Genomic DNA, 18,638 nt, shown 5'->3' with positions numbered 1-18,638 from the left:
GGAAATGAGAAAGCGACTTTTAATATAAACCTGTCCAACCACTGTTTCCATTATTTATATCTATTACATGATCTAATCCATTCAAAAAATCATCATCACTAACACCGCTTGTTGTTATTACATCTTTTGTATCAAATTCTATTATTTCCATTTTAGGATATTCATATTTTCTCTTCATGTATTTCTCCTTACTGTGCCTGATTAGCATTGTACTTTGTTGCCCAACCTTCTATCATAGCTTTTATAGTCTCTCCAAGTCTATTAAGTTCAGCCTGTCCGCCCTCGCTTTGTGTCATGTTATACGCAACCTGTGCAACTGATCTTGTATCACTCATATTGTCAGAATAAACTGTTGTAGTTGTTCCATCTTTATAAGTAATTGTTACATATGCATTTGCAATAAAACCTCTTGCAAAATTTTCTTCTTTAATATTTACAACTGAGCCACAGTAAGTATTTGTTTTTGCACTTTCGTTTTCTCCATACCAACCATTATTTGCAATATCTAATTTTGTATAGTTACTTTCTTTTTCTAATACGTTACCATTTTTTTCATATAAATCTTTTGTAGTTATAAGCATTCCTTCCTTTATAGCTTTCTGCTCATTAACCGCTTTATAATTATCGCTTGTAACTGTTGTCTGGAATCTCATTCCATAAGGATCTGCCGTTCTGATTCCTGCACCATTTGCAATTGATAAGTTTAATGTATTTACAGCTTCCAAATTAATATTGTCTTTTACTGTTAATCCATCACCTTTTTTGTACATTTCTTCATTATAATAATAACCGTATGTAGCATCTCCATTAACTGTATATGTATCTCCATATGCCGCTTCTGTAGTTGAATCTCCTTCTGTTACAGTATAAACCGGTGAATAAATGTTAAATTCGTACATTGCTGCCCATACCTGTGCAGTACTAGATTGATGCAAAGGCATTCTATTTATTGTAAATCTCACATATTGATATTCATTATCTTTATCTTCACATTCACCGGACTGACTTCTACTCCAATTTTCATTGTCATCGTTCTCATTATTATTCCACAGCATAGTCCATGTGCTCTGATCATTAGAACCTTCTATAACATATTTCCATGTCTGACCATACTGACTTTCACTATCTGATGTATCAGCCTTGGCCTCTTCTAATGTTGGATACGCATCTTTTTGGAATAAAACATTGAATCCCTCTATTTTTCTAGTTTTTCCTAAATCAACTATTATGTACTGACCATTTCCATTTCCATTTCCGCCCCATCTTGATGAAGTGTTTCCATCGGTAACATTTGTAGCCGGAAATCCACCAGCCTCATTACCGCTTCCTCCGTCACTATAATATCCTTTCGCCGAGCATCCTTTTGCAACATTTGTCACTTTAGAATCACTAATTTTAACACCATAAGCACAAAATTCTCTCATTGCAGTCCAAACAAGCGTACCTGAAATATTAGTTATTTTTATTCTTAATTTATTATATACGTTTTCTCCGTATTCCGTGTTTTTTCCTGTTAAAGATTTACTGTTATCAGAATTGTTACTATTGTCCCATAACATATCCCAATTACTTTCATCATCCGTTCCTTCAACTGTATATCCCCACTCTCCGTCGTCTCTTGAGGCTTCAAATACAATCTTAAAATCTGATATTTTATAATATGCTCCTAAATCAATTGTTATTGTTCCTGTAATTCTGCCACCTGCTATCCATAAATTATTTTCATTTCCATCTACAATGTCAGATAAGCTTCCACTAGATACTCCCATATCCGAAGTAACTGTTTTTCCATAAGTCACACACTCATTTCCGGAAAATGTACTTACTTCGCATGTAGTTGTATCGTCTCCCTTAACAGCTGCATAATCACCCATACCAACTGTTGACACGGTCATTATTGCTGCAAGAGACATTGCCAATAATTTCAATTTTTTCATCTTTCCATCTCCATTCTTTATATGATAATGCAATTATATCGGAGTTATTTTTCAGTTTTAATGTAATATTTTTACAAATACTTTGAATTTTTTTACCATTTTTAGACATTTTTTACAATTTCTTTGTATACTTTAATATTTTTGATATAATGTTTATAGCATTCTAAAGTAATTCTTTAAAAATAATTACTTTAAGGTACGGAACTATAAAATAACATCATTCGAGGACAAGGCATGGCAAAAGGATTTTTACATAAAAAAAGGAAACTAAGAACACAGGTTACCATATTAATTACAGTTACTATTGCATTTGCTTTAGTTATTAGTGGTGCATTATTTTGCTATAAGACTATTAATGAACTTCAAAAAAGTTTTAAAGAACAGATTTTTCAGGAAAGCCGCTCTACAATTAGTGCCATATCAACTAATATAGATACTATCGATTCAATATATCGTATATTAATTTCAAACACCAGCGTATATGATTGGTTAGAGAACAATTATGCTGACTCAACTAATTCGGTTACTACTGCAAAACAGATAACTTCTTCCCTTATCATGAATAATTTGTGGGAAAAAAGTTATCTTGAATCAGTTTATATTTATAACAAACGCGGAAAGCAGGTTCATGTTTCAAAAAATGAAACAAATTCTTCATTAATTATGAATAGAAGGATTTACAATTCTCTTACATCTCCTTCTCCTTCACTTTCATTTAGAACCTTTAATGATTCAAACTGCATTTATTTTATAAAGACAATATACAGTTCAAATAATGGTCAGCAGATTGGCGATATTCTTATTTCAATTAACATTAATGAATGGATGTTCTCCCTTAGTCAATATGTTTCTAACGATTGGCGTATATTTATATACAATGATGATTTAGAAGTTATGTCGGGTTTTAAATATAATGCTGAATCAACTAAATTATCATCAATACATAAACAGATTAATGCAATTGATGCATTGAAAATATCCTCTGTTAAATTTGATTCTGACGATTACTTTGTTTTGTCAAATGAAATGGAGTCTATTAACATCAACGCTGCTGTACTTGCCCCTGTCAGTCAGATAGAACATCAGATTTACAATATTCTTTTGCCATATATTATTGCAATCATATCAATTATAATTATTGTTTTAATATTTGCATTTGGAATAAGCAGACTAATCACACAGCCTATTTCCTTAATGATTAATTATGTAAATCGAATTGCGCAGGGAGATTACTCAGGAAATATAAACGGGCTTGAAAAATACGAAGAATTTTATTCTCTCCAATTATCAGTTAACAATATGTTGGATGAGATTCATTCCTTCCACGAAGATATTACGGAACAAAAGTTATTGTTAAAGGATTCTGAAATACGTGCATTGCAATCTCAGATTAATCCTCACTTTCTCTTTAATGTACTTAATGCTATTGCATGGAAAGCTGAGATGTCTGATAACAATGAAATTTATGATATGACGATTGCTCTTGGAGAATTATTAAAAGCAACTGTAAAATCTAAAAATGACTTTGCAATACCTCTTTCAGAAGAATTAAAATATGTCAAATTTTACAGTTACTTACAAAGAATTAGATTTGAAGACCGAATAAGCATCAACTTTCATATTGATGCAGGTCTTGATTCATATAAAGTTCCTGTATTTTGTATACAGACACTTGTTGAAAATGCTTATGTTCATGGTCTTGAACCAAAAGAAAGTTCAGGTGAACTAAACATTTACTTATACGAAAAATATGAATATCTTCATATTTCAATTGAAGATAATGGTATTGGATTTAATGAAATCCCTGATTTTAATAACCAGGCACCTTCATCTGAAGAATCAGGTACATCTAAAGGGCATACCCACGTTGGTCTTCGTAACCTAAATCGGAGATTAATATTAATGTATGGTCCTGAATGTGCCTTACATATTGAAAGTACTCCTATGGTAAAGACAGCTATTTCATTTAAAATTCCATGTGAAAAATAAGAAAGGTGTGATAGTATGATTTTTCACTTATTAATAGTAGACGATGAATCTATATTTAGAAAAGGCCTCTCTGAATATATAAATTGGGAGACATATGATTGTGTTGTTTCGGCAACAGCAAAGAACGGAACAGAGGCTATTGAAATAATCGAAAGTACTCCTATTGACATTGTAATAACTGATGTAAGAATGCCTTCTCTTGATGGTATCGGACTTGCTAAATACATTTATGAAAATCACCCTGAAATATCTGTTATCATACTTTCAGGATATTCAGAATTTGAATATGCACGTTCTGCAATTCAGTATAATGTTGCAGAATACCTGTTAAAACCGGCTGCAAAAACAGATGTAATAAATGCAGTTCAAAATGTTGCGAAAAAACTAATTGAATCTAAATCTTCTATTAGTAAAAGTGAGCAGGCATTTCTTAAGGATCAATTTTTTCAGGAACTTACAGACCACGTTGTACCTGATGATTCCTTAAACAAGCTATCGGACTTTGATATTAATTTAAACAATTATTATGTAGCTGCATTTCAATTACCGGACGATATGTCAATGGTTGGAACGTTAAAAGATATAATAATCGACAACAAGCTTAACAGTTATTGCTTTAGATATAACAATCTTATTATAAATGTATATTTTGATTATGAAAATGAAGATACATCAGCAATAATTGATAACTGCAACACAATCGTTTCTTCATTTAAAAAGTTTACATCATTAAATGTAAATGCGGGTATAAGCGGTTATCATCACAGTGCACGTGATTTTTCAACAGCTGTTTCAGAGGCAATATTAGCGTTATCATTAAATTTTTATTCCTCTGCCCATGTTGTTGAATTCTCCAGTGATTACGTTGCAGGTAAAGAAACCTTTTCTGCGGATATTAATTTACTGCTACACGATTTTGAAAACTCAGTTATACAGTTAGATTTTAAATCTGCTTCAGATATTTTAGGCTCTATATTTAATAAACTTGAAAACAATTTTTCTGATGAAAATACTGTTAGAAGCATCTGCACTCAAATTTATCTTATTTGCTATAGAGTAATGCTTAAAAGTAATACTCTTCCTACAGAAGATGAATATATAAATAAAATAAATTCAGTTTCAGATTTCTTCCAGTTAAAAGAAACTGTCAGAAATCTTATAGATGATGTAAAAAAACAATTAACCCAGTCCTCTAAAAAATATAGTTCTTTCATAGAGGAAACAATTATATACATCAAAGAACATATTGCTGACGATTTGTCACTTGAGCTTATCGCACAAAATGTTCACACTAATGAATCCTATTTAAGCAGAACTTTCAAAAAAGAATGTGGTCATTCAATTGTAAGTTACATTACAATGCTTAGAATCAGTATGGCTAAGGATTTCTTAGCAAATACAAACCTTAAAACATTTGAAATATCTGATAAAATAGGAATTCATGACCCTGCATATTTTTCTGTTATTTTTAAGAAGAATACAGGTCTTAGCCCGAAGGACTATAGGAATCAATTCGTAAGATAATTATTAATACTTTAAGAACTAACATGTTATGTTATTAACATTAGTTATATATTAAGATGTCAGCGTCAAAAGGTTCAAGCCCACATGCGTTTGCTCATAAGTAGGTAAAAGACCTTAGAGCTCACCCTGACATCATATTAATTAACTTTTACAAAATATTGAAAGGAGATTTTAACATGGCAAACAGAATAATGTTAAACGAAACATCTTATCACGGTTCAGGTGCAATTAATGAAATTGCAACAGAAGCAAAGGTACACGGATTCAAAAAGGCTTTTGTATGTTCTGACCCTGACTTAATCAAATTCAACGTTACATCTAAGGTTACAGATATCTTAGATAAAAATGAGCTGGCTTATGAAATATATTCAGATATCAAAGCCAACCCAACAATCGAGAATGTCCAACATGGCGTTCAGGCTTTTAAAGATTCAGGTGCTGATTATATTATTGCAATTGGCGGTGGTTCTTCAATGGATACAGCAAAAGCAATCGGAATAATTATTGCAAATCCTGAATTTGAAGATGTAAGAAGTCTTGAAGGCGTAGCACCAACTAAGAAGCCTTGCGTTCCAATTATTGCAGTACCTACTACTGCCGGAACAGCTGCTGAAGTTACAATTAATTATGTTATTACTGACATTGAAAGAAAGCGTAAATTTGTATGCGTTGACCCACACGACATGCCAATTATTGCAATCGTTGACCCTGACATGATGTCTTCAATGCCAAAAGGTCTTACAGCTTCCACAGGTATGGACGCTCTTACTCATGCCATTGAAGGTTACACAACAAAGGCTGCCTGGGAAATGACAGATATGTTCCACTTAAAAGCTATTGAAATAATTAGCAAATCTCTTAGAGGTGCAGTTGAAAATACTAAAGAAGGTCGTGAAGGAATGGCCCTTGGTCAGTATATTGCCGGAATGGGTTTTTCAAATGTAGGTCTTGGAATTGCTCACTCAATGGCTCATACTTTAGGTGCTGTTTATGACACTCCTCATGGTGTTGCATGTGCCATGATGCTTCCTATCGTTATGGAATACAATCAAGAATGCACAGGTGAAAAATATCGTGAAATTGCCCGTGCAATGGGTGTTAAGGGTGTTGATGAAATGTCAGTTGATGAATATAGAAAAGCAGCAATTGATGCTGTTAAACAATTATCGGCTGATGTTGGAATTCCTTCAAAGCTTGATGCAATCAAAGAAGATGATTTACCTTTCCTTGCTGAATCTGCTGCTGCAGATGCTTGCGCACCTGGAAATCCTAAAGATGCAAGTGTTGATGACTTTATAGAATTATTCAGAAAAATTATGTAAGAATATTTGAGAGTGTGAAATACTCTCTGTAAATCCGTATTTCTATTTAGTTTTATAAAACAAAATAAAAGTCGAAGCTTATTTCAAAAAGTTTCGGCTTTTATTCATATTATATACTCAGTCACAAGAAAGAGCATTGTGTTTTGATTTTAATCACTAACTCAATGCTCTTTTTGTTAAATTCGTTTCTTTTTTTCTTCTTTTTTACTATATTTAATAAGCAGCATTTCTACGCCGATATTTTCATCCATAGCACCTCTTTTTATAAGTTGCTCTGTTTTTATACTTTCTGCTAAGCCATCCTTAAGTTCTCTCATCTGAAAATTTTTTGCCTGCTGTATACTTTTGCCGGCTATAAACGCCTGGACTCCCATTGCTTTTGCCACATCATTTTTACCCATACCCTGATTTGACAAATCCTTTGCCTGAAGCATAAGATTAAATTGTCTTGTAATCATATATAAAATACGCATTGGTGGTTCTTTGGCCGCTATGAGCTCATAGTATGAATCAAGAGTCTTTTTCTGATTTTTTGTAGAAATGGCATCAATCATGTCAAATATTTTAACAGACATCTGAGTTATGCACACTGCATCTATTGCCTCTTTATCAACTACATCTGATTTCATACAATAACAGATTAACTTTTCTATTTCAGTAGATAAGGTTTCCATATCCGTTCCTACTTTTTGAAGCAAATACATCATATTTGCTTTTGTTATGCGCTTTCCTGCATTTGCAAACAATCTGGCAGCCCACACACTCAAATCTCCCTCTGTCTGGCTTGTCATTTCACAAATATATCCATTTGCTTTTACTGCTTTATATAATTTACTTCTCTTATCTACATTGCTTTCTACAAATAACATAATCGTGCTTTCAGGTATGGACTTAACATATTCTGCTAATTCATCTCCACCTGACTTAAACATTTCAGTATCTTCAAGCACAACTAACCTATATTCTGCCATAAATGGCATTGTTTCAGCTACATCGATAATTTCTTTTACATTCAGGCCTTTTCCTTCATAAAAATTAGAATTCATAGTATCTCCACCATTTATCGCCTGAATAAGCTGCTTTTTATAATTTTTTACAAGATACTCTTCTTCGCCGCATAATAGATATGCTCTTTTGAAATTTCTTGTCTTTATGTCTTCTGATAATGTTTTCATTGTTCTTTTCTTATATCCTCATTACTTATTAAGTGTATAAATAATTTTAACACAGAAATTTGTTCCGTTCATCTGTTTTATTTTTAAAAGTTATTGTTTATGATATATAATCTTAATTATTTGAACTTTTCAATTATATCTGCAATTTTCTTCATTTGCTTAATAGTATTATTATAAGCCACATAATCATCCAAAAAATAACTAGTAATTGTTTGATAATCTGCTTTATAAAAATCATTGTCACAAAATTCTCTAATAGTTTTGGGTATATTAACTTCATCTTTGGCTGATACGCAGTTTTTTATTTCCTTCCTATGTTCTCTTATTTCATTATAAAGCTCCTCAAACTCTTTATCAAAATCAATATATTTTGTTAATTTATAAATATCATATAAATGTCTAGAATATCTCTTAGATTTCTTTTGTATATAATAATCACATAATGCAAAAATTTTATCTATATAAGTTCTCTCAATCGCCTGCAATTTCATATCAAATTTATCAACAAAAAATTTCTTTGCCAAATCTGCTCTATTATTTTTAACAAAATAATCACCTATATAATTTCCTATAGTTATTTTATTTGTTGGAAACGCATATGAACTCAATGCGGTTTCAACTTTTACATAAGACAACATAAAATCACCTTCTACCCCTAAGATTGATTTATAAGTAAAATAATATGCATTATAATCCCTATCACTTTGCAATTCATTCCAATTAGATATTGGCATATGTAACTTTTCACTTATTTCTCTCATTATACAATTTTTCAATTTTTTCCTTCTTGCTTCTCCAATATGTTCATCAAATGTAATGTCTATATCTTCTGAAAATCTGTTAATAATTTTATAACCTTTTGAAAGAGATGTTCCCCCTTTAAATACAATATTCGACATTTTTTCAGATAAAAATCTTAAAATCATAGTTACATAATAATCTTTTTCTATTACAATTGCTGCCTTACCAGTATAGTTTGCAACTTGCTCTATTGTTTCTTTAAATACTTGCTTATCCTCATGTAGATACATATTTCACCTCCGTATCATAAATAGCTTTATAAATTTTCAAAGGATAATATCTTAGCAGTCTATCAACCTGTTTTTTTGTTATTTTGTGTTCTTTCGCAAACTCAGTTAAAACTTCACCACAAACTTTAGGATCTTCTTCTACTGCTTGATCCATCTCTTTTAAACAATCTAATAATTGAAGCACGTATACATTATCTTCTGTTACTTCTATAGTTGGTCTTCTAATAATATATTTTCTATTTTTTATACTTATCTCCCTTACCTGAGCGGGTGCATAATTACTTGTTATTTCTTCTTTTAACGGGACTTGCATTGATAATCCTATACGATTCGCAAGTGTATATCCTGAATAAAACCCAACTCTTTTTCCTCTTCTATATATATATTTATGCAATGCTACTGTTTCTGATGAAAGAGTTGTCTTTTCTCCTAACAAATTAATCTTTGGCATATAATATGTTCCTGCTTCAAATCTGCATATTATTCCATCGTCTGTTAATTTTTTTAAATGATACCTAATATTCTCCTGTGTCATTCCATCAATACATAAATCTGTTAAAAAAATAGGTTCTCCTTTTTCATAATTTTTTATTAAATATTCTAACATCATATAGCCCTCACTTTCAATAAGTAAAAATACATTTTACTTATTGTTAGTATATTCTCAAAATACTCCTCTGTCAAATGAAATCTCACTCCATCCTAAAGTCAATCTCGCCAATTAAATCTGTTCGCAATATTTCTGTATTATGCATATTTAATCTATCTATGGTTTCTATATGAGGATGTCCATAGCTATTTCCTTCACCGCACGAAATAACGCTATATTTAGGTTCAATTTTACTTAGCATATTTTCTGATGAAGAAAATCTGGAACCATGATGCGGAACCTTTAATACTGTATAATTTTGTGCCAAATCATTTTCAATATTTTTTTCTACTTCATTACTAATATCGCCAGTCAAAAGCATAGAAAAAGTTTTATATTTCACATCAAGTACGATACTGTTATCGTTTCTATCATCCATTTGATTTTTAACGTCAGGATTAATGCATTTTACTTTTAACTCTCCTACTTTTATTAAATCACCTTTTTTCAAATATATAATTTTTGTACTCATCTTCTTAGCCATTTTTTCTAATTCTATATATTCATCATCCTTAATATAGAGATTTGGCAGCACCAGATTTTTAACTTTTATTCCTCCATTTTTTGACTGAGCCAACAATTCTTTTACACCACTTACATGGTCATTATCAAGATGGCTGATTATTGCATAATCAATCGCCCTTATTCCTTTGTATTTAATAAACGGAATTATTCTGTACTTCCCTACATTTTTAACATCACTGCTTCCTCCGTCAACAGTTATAAAAGCATCATGTGTCCGAATCGCAATTCCATCTCCCTGCCCTACATCAAGAAAATTAACTTCAATTCCTGTAAATATATGCACAAATAAACTTATCGTTATTATTATGAAACTTCCAAAAACAAATATAATTTTTTTAATGAAAATTTTTCTCTTTTTTGCTTTCTTACTCTTTTTGCTTTCGACAATTTGCCCTGTTTTTGGTATTATCTTTTTACTCTCCTTATCCTCACTTTTCTTTAGATATATTTTCATTCCTATGCACATGCCTGCAATCGTACAATAATAAATTATAACCACAAATATATTGGGTTTGCCACATATCATATTATAAAATGGAATATGCTCTACTATCGTGCATAACAAACCATACATCTTTATAATCAGACACGCCGGCAAAATAGTTATCTTTCCAATAATTACAAACAAATATGAAGAATATAGTCCCACAAATCCACTCGCTATAACGATTCCCATTAATGGAACAATAATTAAATTTAGTAGTACTGAATACATTGGTATCTGATAATAATTCCAGGCTATAATAGGGTTCATAACAATAGTGATGCACAAGCTAAATCCAAATGCACTCCACCTTTTTCCTTTTATATCCATAAATTTTTCTGTTATTTTCCATACAAAATTCGCTCCTATTATTGCCGCAAATGACATTTGAAATCCACTGTTTATTATTACCATCGGATTACTGCATACAATAAGTAAAAATGCTAACGCTATCGCATTTATCCTATCATTTTTTCGTCCCAAAACTTCGCCGGCAATATTCATTATAAACATAATTGTTGCCCTTACTGTCGCCACCCCGAATCCGGTCATCATTGAAAATAACAAGATAATTGAAATTGAAAAAAACGCTGCCGGTATAAATTTAAGTTTCTTTCTAATTAATGAATACACAAACAAGCCGATTAATGAAATGTGTAACCCGGAAATTGCCAAAATATGTGAAATTCCATTCATTTGATATAGTGACTTAATATCGTCATTAATATCATTCTTATTACCAAGCAAAATTCCCTGTATAATCCCTCCGTTTTCCAGGTTACATATCTTAAAAACACCTATGTTATTATCATTGCAAATCTTTTTAAGTTGCCTTGTATAACTTTTCTTCAAATCATATAATCTCTGTTTTATAAGGTTTGTCTCATTAGAAGTTATCTCTACACTGCAATTTGCTATTTCTCCATATATTCCAAGAGACTGATAGTATTTGTCTGAATCAAAATTTCCTTTGTTTCGTGCTTTGTCAAATCTATTAATTATGCCTCTGCATTTAACATTGTTGCCAATAGATACAGATAACTCTTCTTTCGTTTCAAAAATCAAATTTACATCCTTTATTTTTTTCAAATTTCTTTTATTATTTCCTGCTAAATTCTCTATCGTTGTTTTTATTTTGTATCTAAATCCATATTTTGTGTCTGTTATCTGTAAAATTTCTCCATTAACAACGATTGTTTGTCCATTTATCTCATCTATTGATTTCTTTTTAGAAAGTTCTCCCTCAGTAATCAAATATCCAACAACCATAAAGCATAAGCTTAATATCATTAACATTACCTTTTCAATCTTTTGCTCCCTATTTTTAAATAGTAGTAAAATAAATGAAAGCAAAACAAGCAGCACTGTTACAAATAACAATGCTGCCTGTGCATATATAGCTATCACCTCTCCAAGTACAAAAGCCAATGTTATTGTTAATATTGGTCTTTTAATAGCTATTCTCCTTCTTTTGTTTCATTTTCAATATAATCTAAATTTCTAATGAAAGCGTTGTCTAACTTCACTCCTTTAAAACTTACATTTGTATTTCCATTTACCATCATCTGAACTTTGTGAACATAGTTAAGTTCTGATAAAGAATTTACTATGGAATATATTGCAAGTTCAGGAGAACCAACTATCTGTTCTGTCAAAAAATTTGAATCGAAATTTACATAACAGATATTATCAGTAGTCATAACGCTGATTAACTTTATATCTTTTGAAAAAATTCTATTGTATCCCTTTTCATCCGGACCTTCTATTAGTCTCTTTACAATAAATTCTTCTTTAGATTCTTCTCCTGTATAATTTTCCATAACATCACATTCTTTTAAATTAGAACTATCTTCATTTCCGTAATAGAGAATAAATCTTGTTGAAAATACAATGTTATTATCACTACCATAATTATCCACAAAATCAGTGGCCTGCATATTTCCTATAATAGTTCCATCTCTTCTTGTCAACGCACTGTCATTAACGGTAAATGCAACATAATCTACAGACTCAATCTGAGTTAAAGTAAGAACTACTGCTGCTCTTATTAACACTTCTTCATCCTTGCTGATTTCAAGATATTCCTCACTAAAATCCAATGTTAAAATTCCATCCAAAAGATTGTAACTGTTTACAATTACTTTTTTAGGAATGGCTTTACCGGTTAACTTCTTTATCATTTCATCTACCTGTTCTAAGGTATCTGAACTCTTTGTTTTATATTGTTCATTTTCAAGTTTATCTTTGTCCCGGCTAACATAAAAAATATGATTCCCATCATATTTTTTTGTGCTGCTATTTTTTGCTTTTCCACATCCTACCGCTGTAACCATAAGTACACACACAAGAATGCTGCATATTATTTTCTTATATCTGTTCATTTTATTAAACACCACGTTTCAATCTTTATTGTTCAATATACTTTAATGGAATACGAACTGTAAATGTAGTTCCTTCTCCCTCTTTACTATGAACTTTAATTGTACCTTTATGAAGCAATATAATATTTTTAGTTATTGACAAACCAAGTCCTGTGCCACCTGTTTCTCTTGCTCTTGCCTTATCAACTCTGAAAAATCTTTCAAAAATATGCTCCTGCTGGTCATCTTCAATTCCAATTCCTGAGTCTGCAACTTTGAGATAGAAATACTGATGATCTGCATTTAGCGATACTCTTACCCATCCGTCAGTCACATTATATTTAATGGCATTTTCAACTAAATTAGTTACAACCATGTTAAATTTGACTTCATCTACATCTGCCATTACAGGTCTGAAACTTTCAAGCACAACTTCAATATTTTTTACTTCTGCTATAGGTCTTAATCTCTTTAAAGTACTTTCAACAAGTTCATTAATATTTACTGTTGAAATATTAATTTTATCATTTCCACTGTCCATTCTTACCAGATTAAGCAAATCTGTTATTATATCATTTTCACGGTCAATTTCTTTTGCTATATCCGTCAAAAATTCCTGATACAATTCTTCCGGCACATTTTCCTGACCTACTAAAGAATCCGCAAGAACCTTCATTGAAGTTATTGGTGTCTTTAATTCATGGGATACATTTGAAACAAATTGCTGTCTTGACTCATCCTGCTTAGCAATTATTTCAACCATCTGGTTAAATTCCCTGATTATGTTTTTAACTTCCGTCTCACCTTTTTCTTCAATATTCGCCTTCAAATTTCCGTTTGAAATACGTTCAATAGACTCTTCTATACTCTTAATAGGCTTAACTAATATTCTTGAACAAATCCATGACATTATCAATGCAAATACTCCCAAGAGTAAATCAATAACAACTATGTAGTTAAGTATTGTGTAATAAAATTCCTTAAATGCTGTTGTTGAATATCTTGTATACATTGCTCCAAGTATTTTAGTCTGACTGTTACCATTTACATCTGTAGCAGTAGATATTATGGGCAGTACATATTCAACATATTCCTGCTCCTCATAATAATTATATACTTCATCACCTGTCATTGCCTTTATAACACTTGAAGAAATATTTGTTTTTCCTTCGTCTGAATTATATGTGTCCTTTATTATAATATAGTCACTATTTATAACTTCAACTCTTCCTTCAAATCCTGTAGCAAGTTGCGACATTTCTGCCTCAGCAATTTCAGAATCCTGGTTGTCCATATAATTTTCGCTTAATATACAGTTTCTAAGTATATAATTTTGTGTTTTAAATTTTTCAAATCTTTGTTTTGAATAGTTATTGACCGCCATCTTTCCAATTAAAAAATTCGATACAATAACCGGTATTATAATCGCAATAAATGTTATTACAAATACTTTAAATCTCATACTTGTAATAACATTTATAAATTTATCTACTATCTTCTTCATTTATTTAACCCTGGAAAAAGTATCCCATTCCCCATTTTGTATGTACGTACTGTGGCTGGGCAGGATTTTTTTCTATTTTTTCTCTTAATCTTCTAACATGAACATCTACTGTTCTTGCATCTCCCGGGAAATGAGTTCCCCATACCAATCTTAACAATTCATCTCTGCTGTAAACTTTTCCAACATTTGTCGCTAAAAGTCCTAACAAATCAAATTCTTTTGACGTTACATTTATTTCTTTTCCTTCGATAAATAATCTCTTATCTTCTAAATCTAGCTTCATATCACCACTTACAATAACCTTTGGCTTTTCCACAGCCTTAGGTGCCTTCTTCGTATTTCTTCGGTTTATTGCTTTGATTCTGGCCTTAACTTCTAAAATATTAAAAGGTTTTGTGATATAATCATCTGCACCGTATTCAAGTCCTAATATTTTGTCCATATCATCGCCTTTAGCCGTAAGCATAATTATTGGAACATCTGAAAATTCACGCACCTGTTGGCACACTTCATACCCGTCAAATATCGGAAGCATTAAATCAAGTAAAACCATATCATATATATTCTCTCTGATTTTCTCTATAGCTTCTCCACCATCATATGCACAATCAACATCCATTCCGTCCTGTTCAAGACTAAATTTGATTCCTTTAACAATTAATTTCTCATCATCTACCACTAAAACCTTCATTTATACCTCTTCTTCTAATTTACAGTTATATCATTTTGTATATTTTCAAAAGTAGAATCTCCAATTCCTGACACATTCTTTATGTCTTCTATTGTCTGAAACTTTCCATTCTTCTCCCTGTATTCTATTATAGCCTTAGCCCTTGTTTCACCTACTCCTGAAAGACTCTGTAGTTCTTCAGGTGTCGCTGTATTAATATTTATCAAAGCATTATCACTATCTGTATTCTGCACAATATCAGTGTCCTGCTCCTGACTTTTCTTATATTCTTTCTTAGACAATATATGAATCTGTTGTCCATCATATACTGTCTCTGCAAGATTTAAATATTCTTTCTGGGCATTTTTTGTCATGCCCCCTGCTAACTCTATTGCCTGATATAATCTTGCTTCATTTTCTAATTTATAAACACCCGGGCTTTCAACTTCTCCACTTAAATATACATAAATATGATTTTTATTTTCTGTATATTCATAACTCTCTTCAATTGTTTCTTCGTTAATCATTATTTCCTTAGAATCATCACATCCCGTTAAAATAATACCTGCACATATCATCAACACTACAATGCTTACATTCTTTGTAAAATAACTTAATTTATTTAATATTCTGTACATTTTTCCTCCTTTTTACGGAGTTTCCCTTAAACGTACACAATAATAATACCTAATAAAATTTCAAATCGCAATATCCAAATACCTGATTTTATTGATTTTATTTAATATTAATCTACTTTATATGCTAACTTTATTTTTTAAATATAAATATACCCACAACGGCTAAAACAACTCCCACTAATTTACTCCACTCAAAAGGTACCTTTTCCACTCCAAATATTCCAAAAACTTCTATCAGATATGCAACAACAATCTGGGAAATAACAATTATCAGTACAGCCTGCGCCGGTCCAAGATTATCCATACTTTTAATTACTGTCCATGTAATTACTGCCCCTATAATTCCACCAAGAAGCATATATTTATGTTCTACATTAAATATTGCAGTCATACTTTCTCTGCCTGTTACAAACCATGCAATTATGCAGACAATTAAAGCTGTAAACTGTACCCAGCTGTTTGCGACCCACATACTTGAACTTTCCGTTACTTTCGTATTAAAAACTCCCTGAATACTCATTAGAGCTCCTGAAATTAATGCAATAATAAAACCCCACATAATACTTTCCTCCCTTTTGAAGTATTATGTGAGGTTTTGAAATTTTTATACTAATGACTTTCTTAATATTTCTATCATTTCATCAACATTTTCTTTTGTTATCGTAAGTGGTGGTACCATTCTTAATACATCGCTTCCGGCTGAAATTACTAATAAACCATTTTCAATAGCCTTATTAACTGTATCTCCTACAGGTGTTGTAAGGACAAGTCCCTGCATAAATCCTTTTCCTCTTCTTGCAGTTACATTGTCAAAATCTTTAACTATTTCATCCAATTTTTCTTCCAAATATGGAGCAACTTCATTTACATTTTCTACGATTTTTTCTTCTTTAAATAAATCAAATACCGTAGAAACTGCTGCAGTAGCTAATGGATTTCCACCATATGTAGTTCCGTGATCTCCCGGTACTAACGAGTTACATGTTTTTTCTCCTGCAACAAATGCTCCAACAGGAACACCACAACCTAATGCTTTTGCTACTGTAACGATGTCCGGTTTTATTCCATAATGTTCATAAGCAAACATTTTGCCTGTTCGTCCCATTCCACACTGAATTTCATCACAAATCATTATTATATCATTTTCATCACAAAGCTTTCTTATTCCTTTGATAAATTCTTCATCTGCAGGATATATTCCACCTTCGCCCTGAAGTGTTTCTAAAACAATCGCGCATGTTTTATCAGTTATTAATGACTCAACGCTTTCAAGATTGTTGTACTCAGCAAATTTTATTCCATCAATCATAGGTCCAAATGGTTCCTGATAATGTGCATTTCCTGTAACTGCCAACGCTCCTAATGTTCTTCCGTGAAAAGAATGGTTCATAGCTATAATTTCATGATTTGCATGACCGTCCCTGTCATACGCATATCTTTTAGCCATTTTTATAGCACCTTCAATTGCCTCTGTTCCACTATTTGTGAAAAACACTTTTTTAAGACCTGTTGCCTCAACAACTTTTTGTGCTGCTTCAATTGCCGGTACATTGTAATATAAATTAGAAGTGTGTATTACCTTGTCAATCTGCGCTTTCAATGCATCATTATATTTTTTATTATTATATCCTAATGCAAATACAGCAATTCCTGCTGCAAAGTCCAAATATTTCTTTCCATTTACATCATACAAATATACTCCGTCGCCTTTTTCTATTACAATTTTAAATCTGTTGTATGTATGTACTAAAAATTGCTCTGCTTTATCCATATATTCCTGAGCTGTCATTTCATTTCTCCTTGTATAAATATATTGCCACATCCTTTGATTGTTGGCTAATTATAGGAAATATTTATAGAAAAACTCTCTTCATTTTGTTTTCTATTCATTCCCAAATTTTTCCTGGTCATCTGCTAAAATAGCTGTTCCGATACCTTTATTTGTAAATATTTCAAGTAATAAGCAGTGTGGAATTCTTCCATCTAAAATATGTACTCGTGAAACGCCATTGTTAATAGCATTTATACAGTTATTAATCTTAGGAAGCATTCCTCCCTGAATAGTTCCATCCTCAATCAAATTTTTTGCTTCAGATACTGTCATTTCAGAAATAACTGTATTTGGATCATCCTTATCCATATAAACACCTTCTGTATCTGTAAGGAATGCCAATTTTTCTGCATTTACTGCTTCTGCGATTGCACTTGCAGCATCATCAGCATTAATATTATATCCGTGGAAATCTTCATCCAATCCTATCGGACATACAATAGGAAGGAAATCCTTTTCTATCAAATCTAAAAGGATATCCGGATTTACCTTTGTTACTTCTCCTACATATCCAATATCTTCACCCTGTGAATATTTCTTTTTAACATTAAGCATGCCACCGTCTTTACCACTTATTCCGATTGCTTTTACGCCAAGCTGTTCCACAATCTGAACAAGTTGTTTATTTACTTTATTAAGGACCATTTCCGCAACTTCTAATGTATCTTCATCTGTTACTCTTAATCCGTTTATGAATTTTGGCTCCATTCCAAGCTTATTAACAAAACCGCTTATTGCTTTACCTCCACCATGAACGATGATTGGCTTAAATCCTACTAATTTCAAAAGAGTAATATCCTGTATTACACTCTGCATAAAGTTTTCATCAAGCATAGCACTTCCGCCGTATTTAATAACAATAATTTTTCTGCTAAATCTCTGAATATAAGGTAACGCTTCAATTAATACATTTCCTTTTTCAATCCATTTTTCCATCTCAAGTTCTTTTGATCCCTTCATAATCATGGCCTGCCTATCCTTCTTTCTCTATTCCTTTTT

General features: G+C 31.5%; 16 protein-coding genes. 3 read left to right on the top strand and 13 right to left on the bottom strand.

Going from position 1 to position 18,638, the window contains the following annotated elements; translation table 11 throughout:
* Positions 1-19: 19 nt before the first annotated feature.
* Together CCC31_RS10585 and CCC31_RS10580 are read right to left on the bottom strand one after the other, a co-directional pair.
* Positions 20-178, bottom strand: coding sequence for a hypothetical protein (locus CCC31_RS10585; RefSeq protein WP_022088517.1), 159 nt, complete (start codon positions 176-178; stop codon positions 20-22).
* A 10-nt stretch (positions 179-188) separates the two neighbouring features.
* Entirely contained in the window at positions 189-1,937 is a 1,749-nt protein-coding gene (locus CCC31_RS10580) for a discoidin domain-containing protein (protein ID WP_290851465.1), read from the bottom strand.
* Positions 1,938-2,171: 234 nt separating this feature from the next.
* Here CCC31_RS10580 and CCC31_RS10575 point away from each other — a divergent pair, with 234 nt between their 5' ends.
* From CCC31_RS10575 to fucO, 3 genes are all read left to right on the top strand, one after another.
* Positions 2,172-3,926: a histidine kinase gene (locus CCC31_RS10575; protein ID WP_290851464.1), complete on the top strand. Its 1,755-nt coding sequence runs from the start codon at positions 2,172-2,174 to the stop codon at positions 3,924-3,926.
* Positions 3,927-3,941: 15 nt separating this feature from the next.
* Positions 3,942-5,450 carry a response regulator gene (locus CCC31_RS10570; protein WP_117909870.1) on the top strand — a complete coding sequence of 503 codons (1,509 nt, stop codon included), beginning with the start codon at positions 3,942-3,944 and terminating at the stop codon, positions 5,448-5,450.
* A gap of 176 nt (positions 5,451-5,626) precedes the next feature.
* Positions 5,627-6,772 carry a lactaldehyde reductase gene (fucO, locus tag CCC31_RS10565; protein WP_290851462.1) on the top strand — a complete coding sequence of 382 codons (1,146 nt, stop codon included), beginning with the start codon at positions 5,627-5,629 and terminating at the stop codon, positions 6,770-6,772.
* A 176-nt stretch (positions 6,773-6,948) separates the two neighbouring features.
* On the opposite strand, the gene holA is transcribed toward fucO, so the two are convergent.
* The 11 genes from holA to argB form a co-directional block, all read right to left on the bottom strand.
* The gene (gene holA, locus CCC31_RS10560; RefSeq protein ID WP_290851459.1) at positions 6,949-7,947 is read right to left on the bottom strand and encodes a DNA polymerase III subunit delta; all 999 of its coding nucleotides are present in this window, start codon (positions 7,945-7,947) and stop codon (positions 6,949-6,951) included.
* A gap of 116 nt (positions 7,948-8,063) precedes the next feature.
* On the bottom strand, positions 8,064-8,978 hold the full coding sequence (locus CCC31_RS10555) for a nucleotidyl transferase AbiEii/AbiGii toxin family protein (RefSeq protein ID WP_290851457.1): 915 nt from the start codon (positions 8,976-8,978) through the stop codon (positions 8,064-8,066).
* Complete coding sequence (locus CCC31_RS10550) at positions 8,965-9,588, bottom strand: DUF6088 family protein (RefSeq protein ID WP_147586163.1); 624 nt, start codon at positions 9,586-9,588, stop codon at positions 8,965-8,967. Before CCC31_RS10550 ends, CCC31_RS10555 begins: the two co-directional genes overlap by 14 nt.
* 82 nt (positions 9,589-9,670) lie before the next feature.
* A complete protein-coding gene (locus CCC31_RS10545; protein ID WP_290851454.1) occupies positions 9,671-12,043 on the bottom strand; it encodes a DNA internalization-related competence protein ComEC/Rec2 in 2,373 nt (790 codons plus the stop codon).
* 50 nt (positions 12,044-12,093) lie between these two features.
* Positions 12,094-13,017, bottom strand: a complete 924-nt coding sequence (locus CCC31_RS10540) for a GerMN domain-containing protein (RefSeq protein ID WP_290851452.1) — start codon at positions 13,015-13,017, stop codon at positions 12,094-12,096.
* 25 nt (positions 13,018-13,042) lie between these two features.
* On the bottom strand, positions 13,043-14,500 hold the full coding sequence (locus CCC31_RS10535) for a HAMP domain-containing sensor histidine kinase (RefSeq protein WP_290851450.1): 1,458 nt from the start codon (positions 14,498-14,500) through the stop codon (positions 13,043-13,045).
* 4 nt (positions 14,501-14,504) lie between these two features.
* Positions 14,505-15,191: a response regulator transcription factor gene (locus CCC31_RS10530; RefSeq protein ID WP_117909865.1), complete on the bottom strand. Its 687-nt coding sequence runs from the start codon at positions 15,189-15,191 to the stop codon at positions 14,505-14,507.
* Positions 15,192-15,205: 14 nt separating this feature from the next.
* Positions 15,206-15,808 (bottom strand): helix-hairpin-helix domain-containing protein, encoded by a 603-nt coding sequence (locus tag CCC31_RS10525; RefSeq protein ID WP_022089371.1) that lies wholly within the window; start codon positions 15,806-15,808, stop codon positions 15,206-15,208.
* Between the two features lie 130 nt (positions 15,809-15,938).
* Positions 15,939-16,367 carry a DMT family transporter gene (locus CCC31_RS10520; RefSeq protein ID WP_290851447.1) on the bottom strand — a complete coding sequence of 143 codons (429 nt, stop codon included), beginning with the start codon at positions 16,365-16,367 and terminating at the stop codon, positions 15,939-15,941.
* Between the two features lie 45 nt (positions 16,368-16,412).
* The gene (locus CCC31_RS10515; RefSeq protein WP_178515927.1) at positions 16,413-17,597 is read right to left on the bottom strand and encodes an aspartate aminotransferase family protein; all 1,185 of its coding nucleotides are present in this window, start codon (positions 17,595-17,597) and stop codon (positions 16,413-16,415) included.
* 93 nt (positions 17,598-17,690) lie between these two features.
* Positions 17,691-18,605 carry an acetylglutamate kinase gene (gene argB, locus CCC31_RS10510; protein WP_117909864.1) on the bottom strand — a complete coding sequence of 305 codons (915 nt, stop codon included), beginning with the start codon at positions 18,603-18,605 and terminating at the stop codon, positions 17,691-17,693.
* Between the last annotated feature and the right edge of the window lie 33 nt (positions 18,606-18,638).

The organism is Eubacterium sp. LMAG:50, assembly GCF_008680265.1.
GTDB lineage: Bacteria > Bacillota > Clostridia > Lachnospirales > Lachnospiraceae > Eubacterium_U > Eubacterium_U album.
The sequence above is the reverse complement of the archived record's forward strand: the minus strand, read 5'-3'. Positions and strand labels throughout refer to the sequence as shown.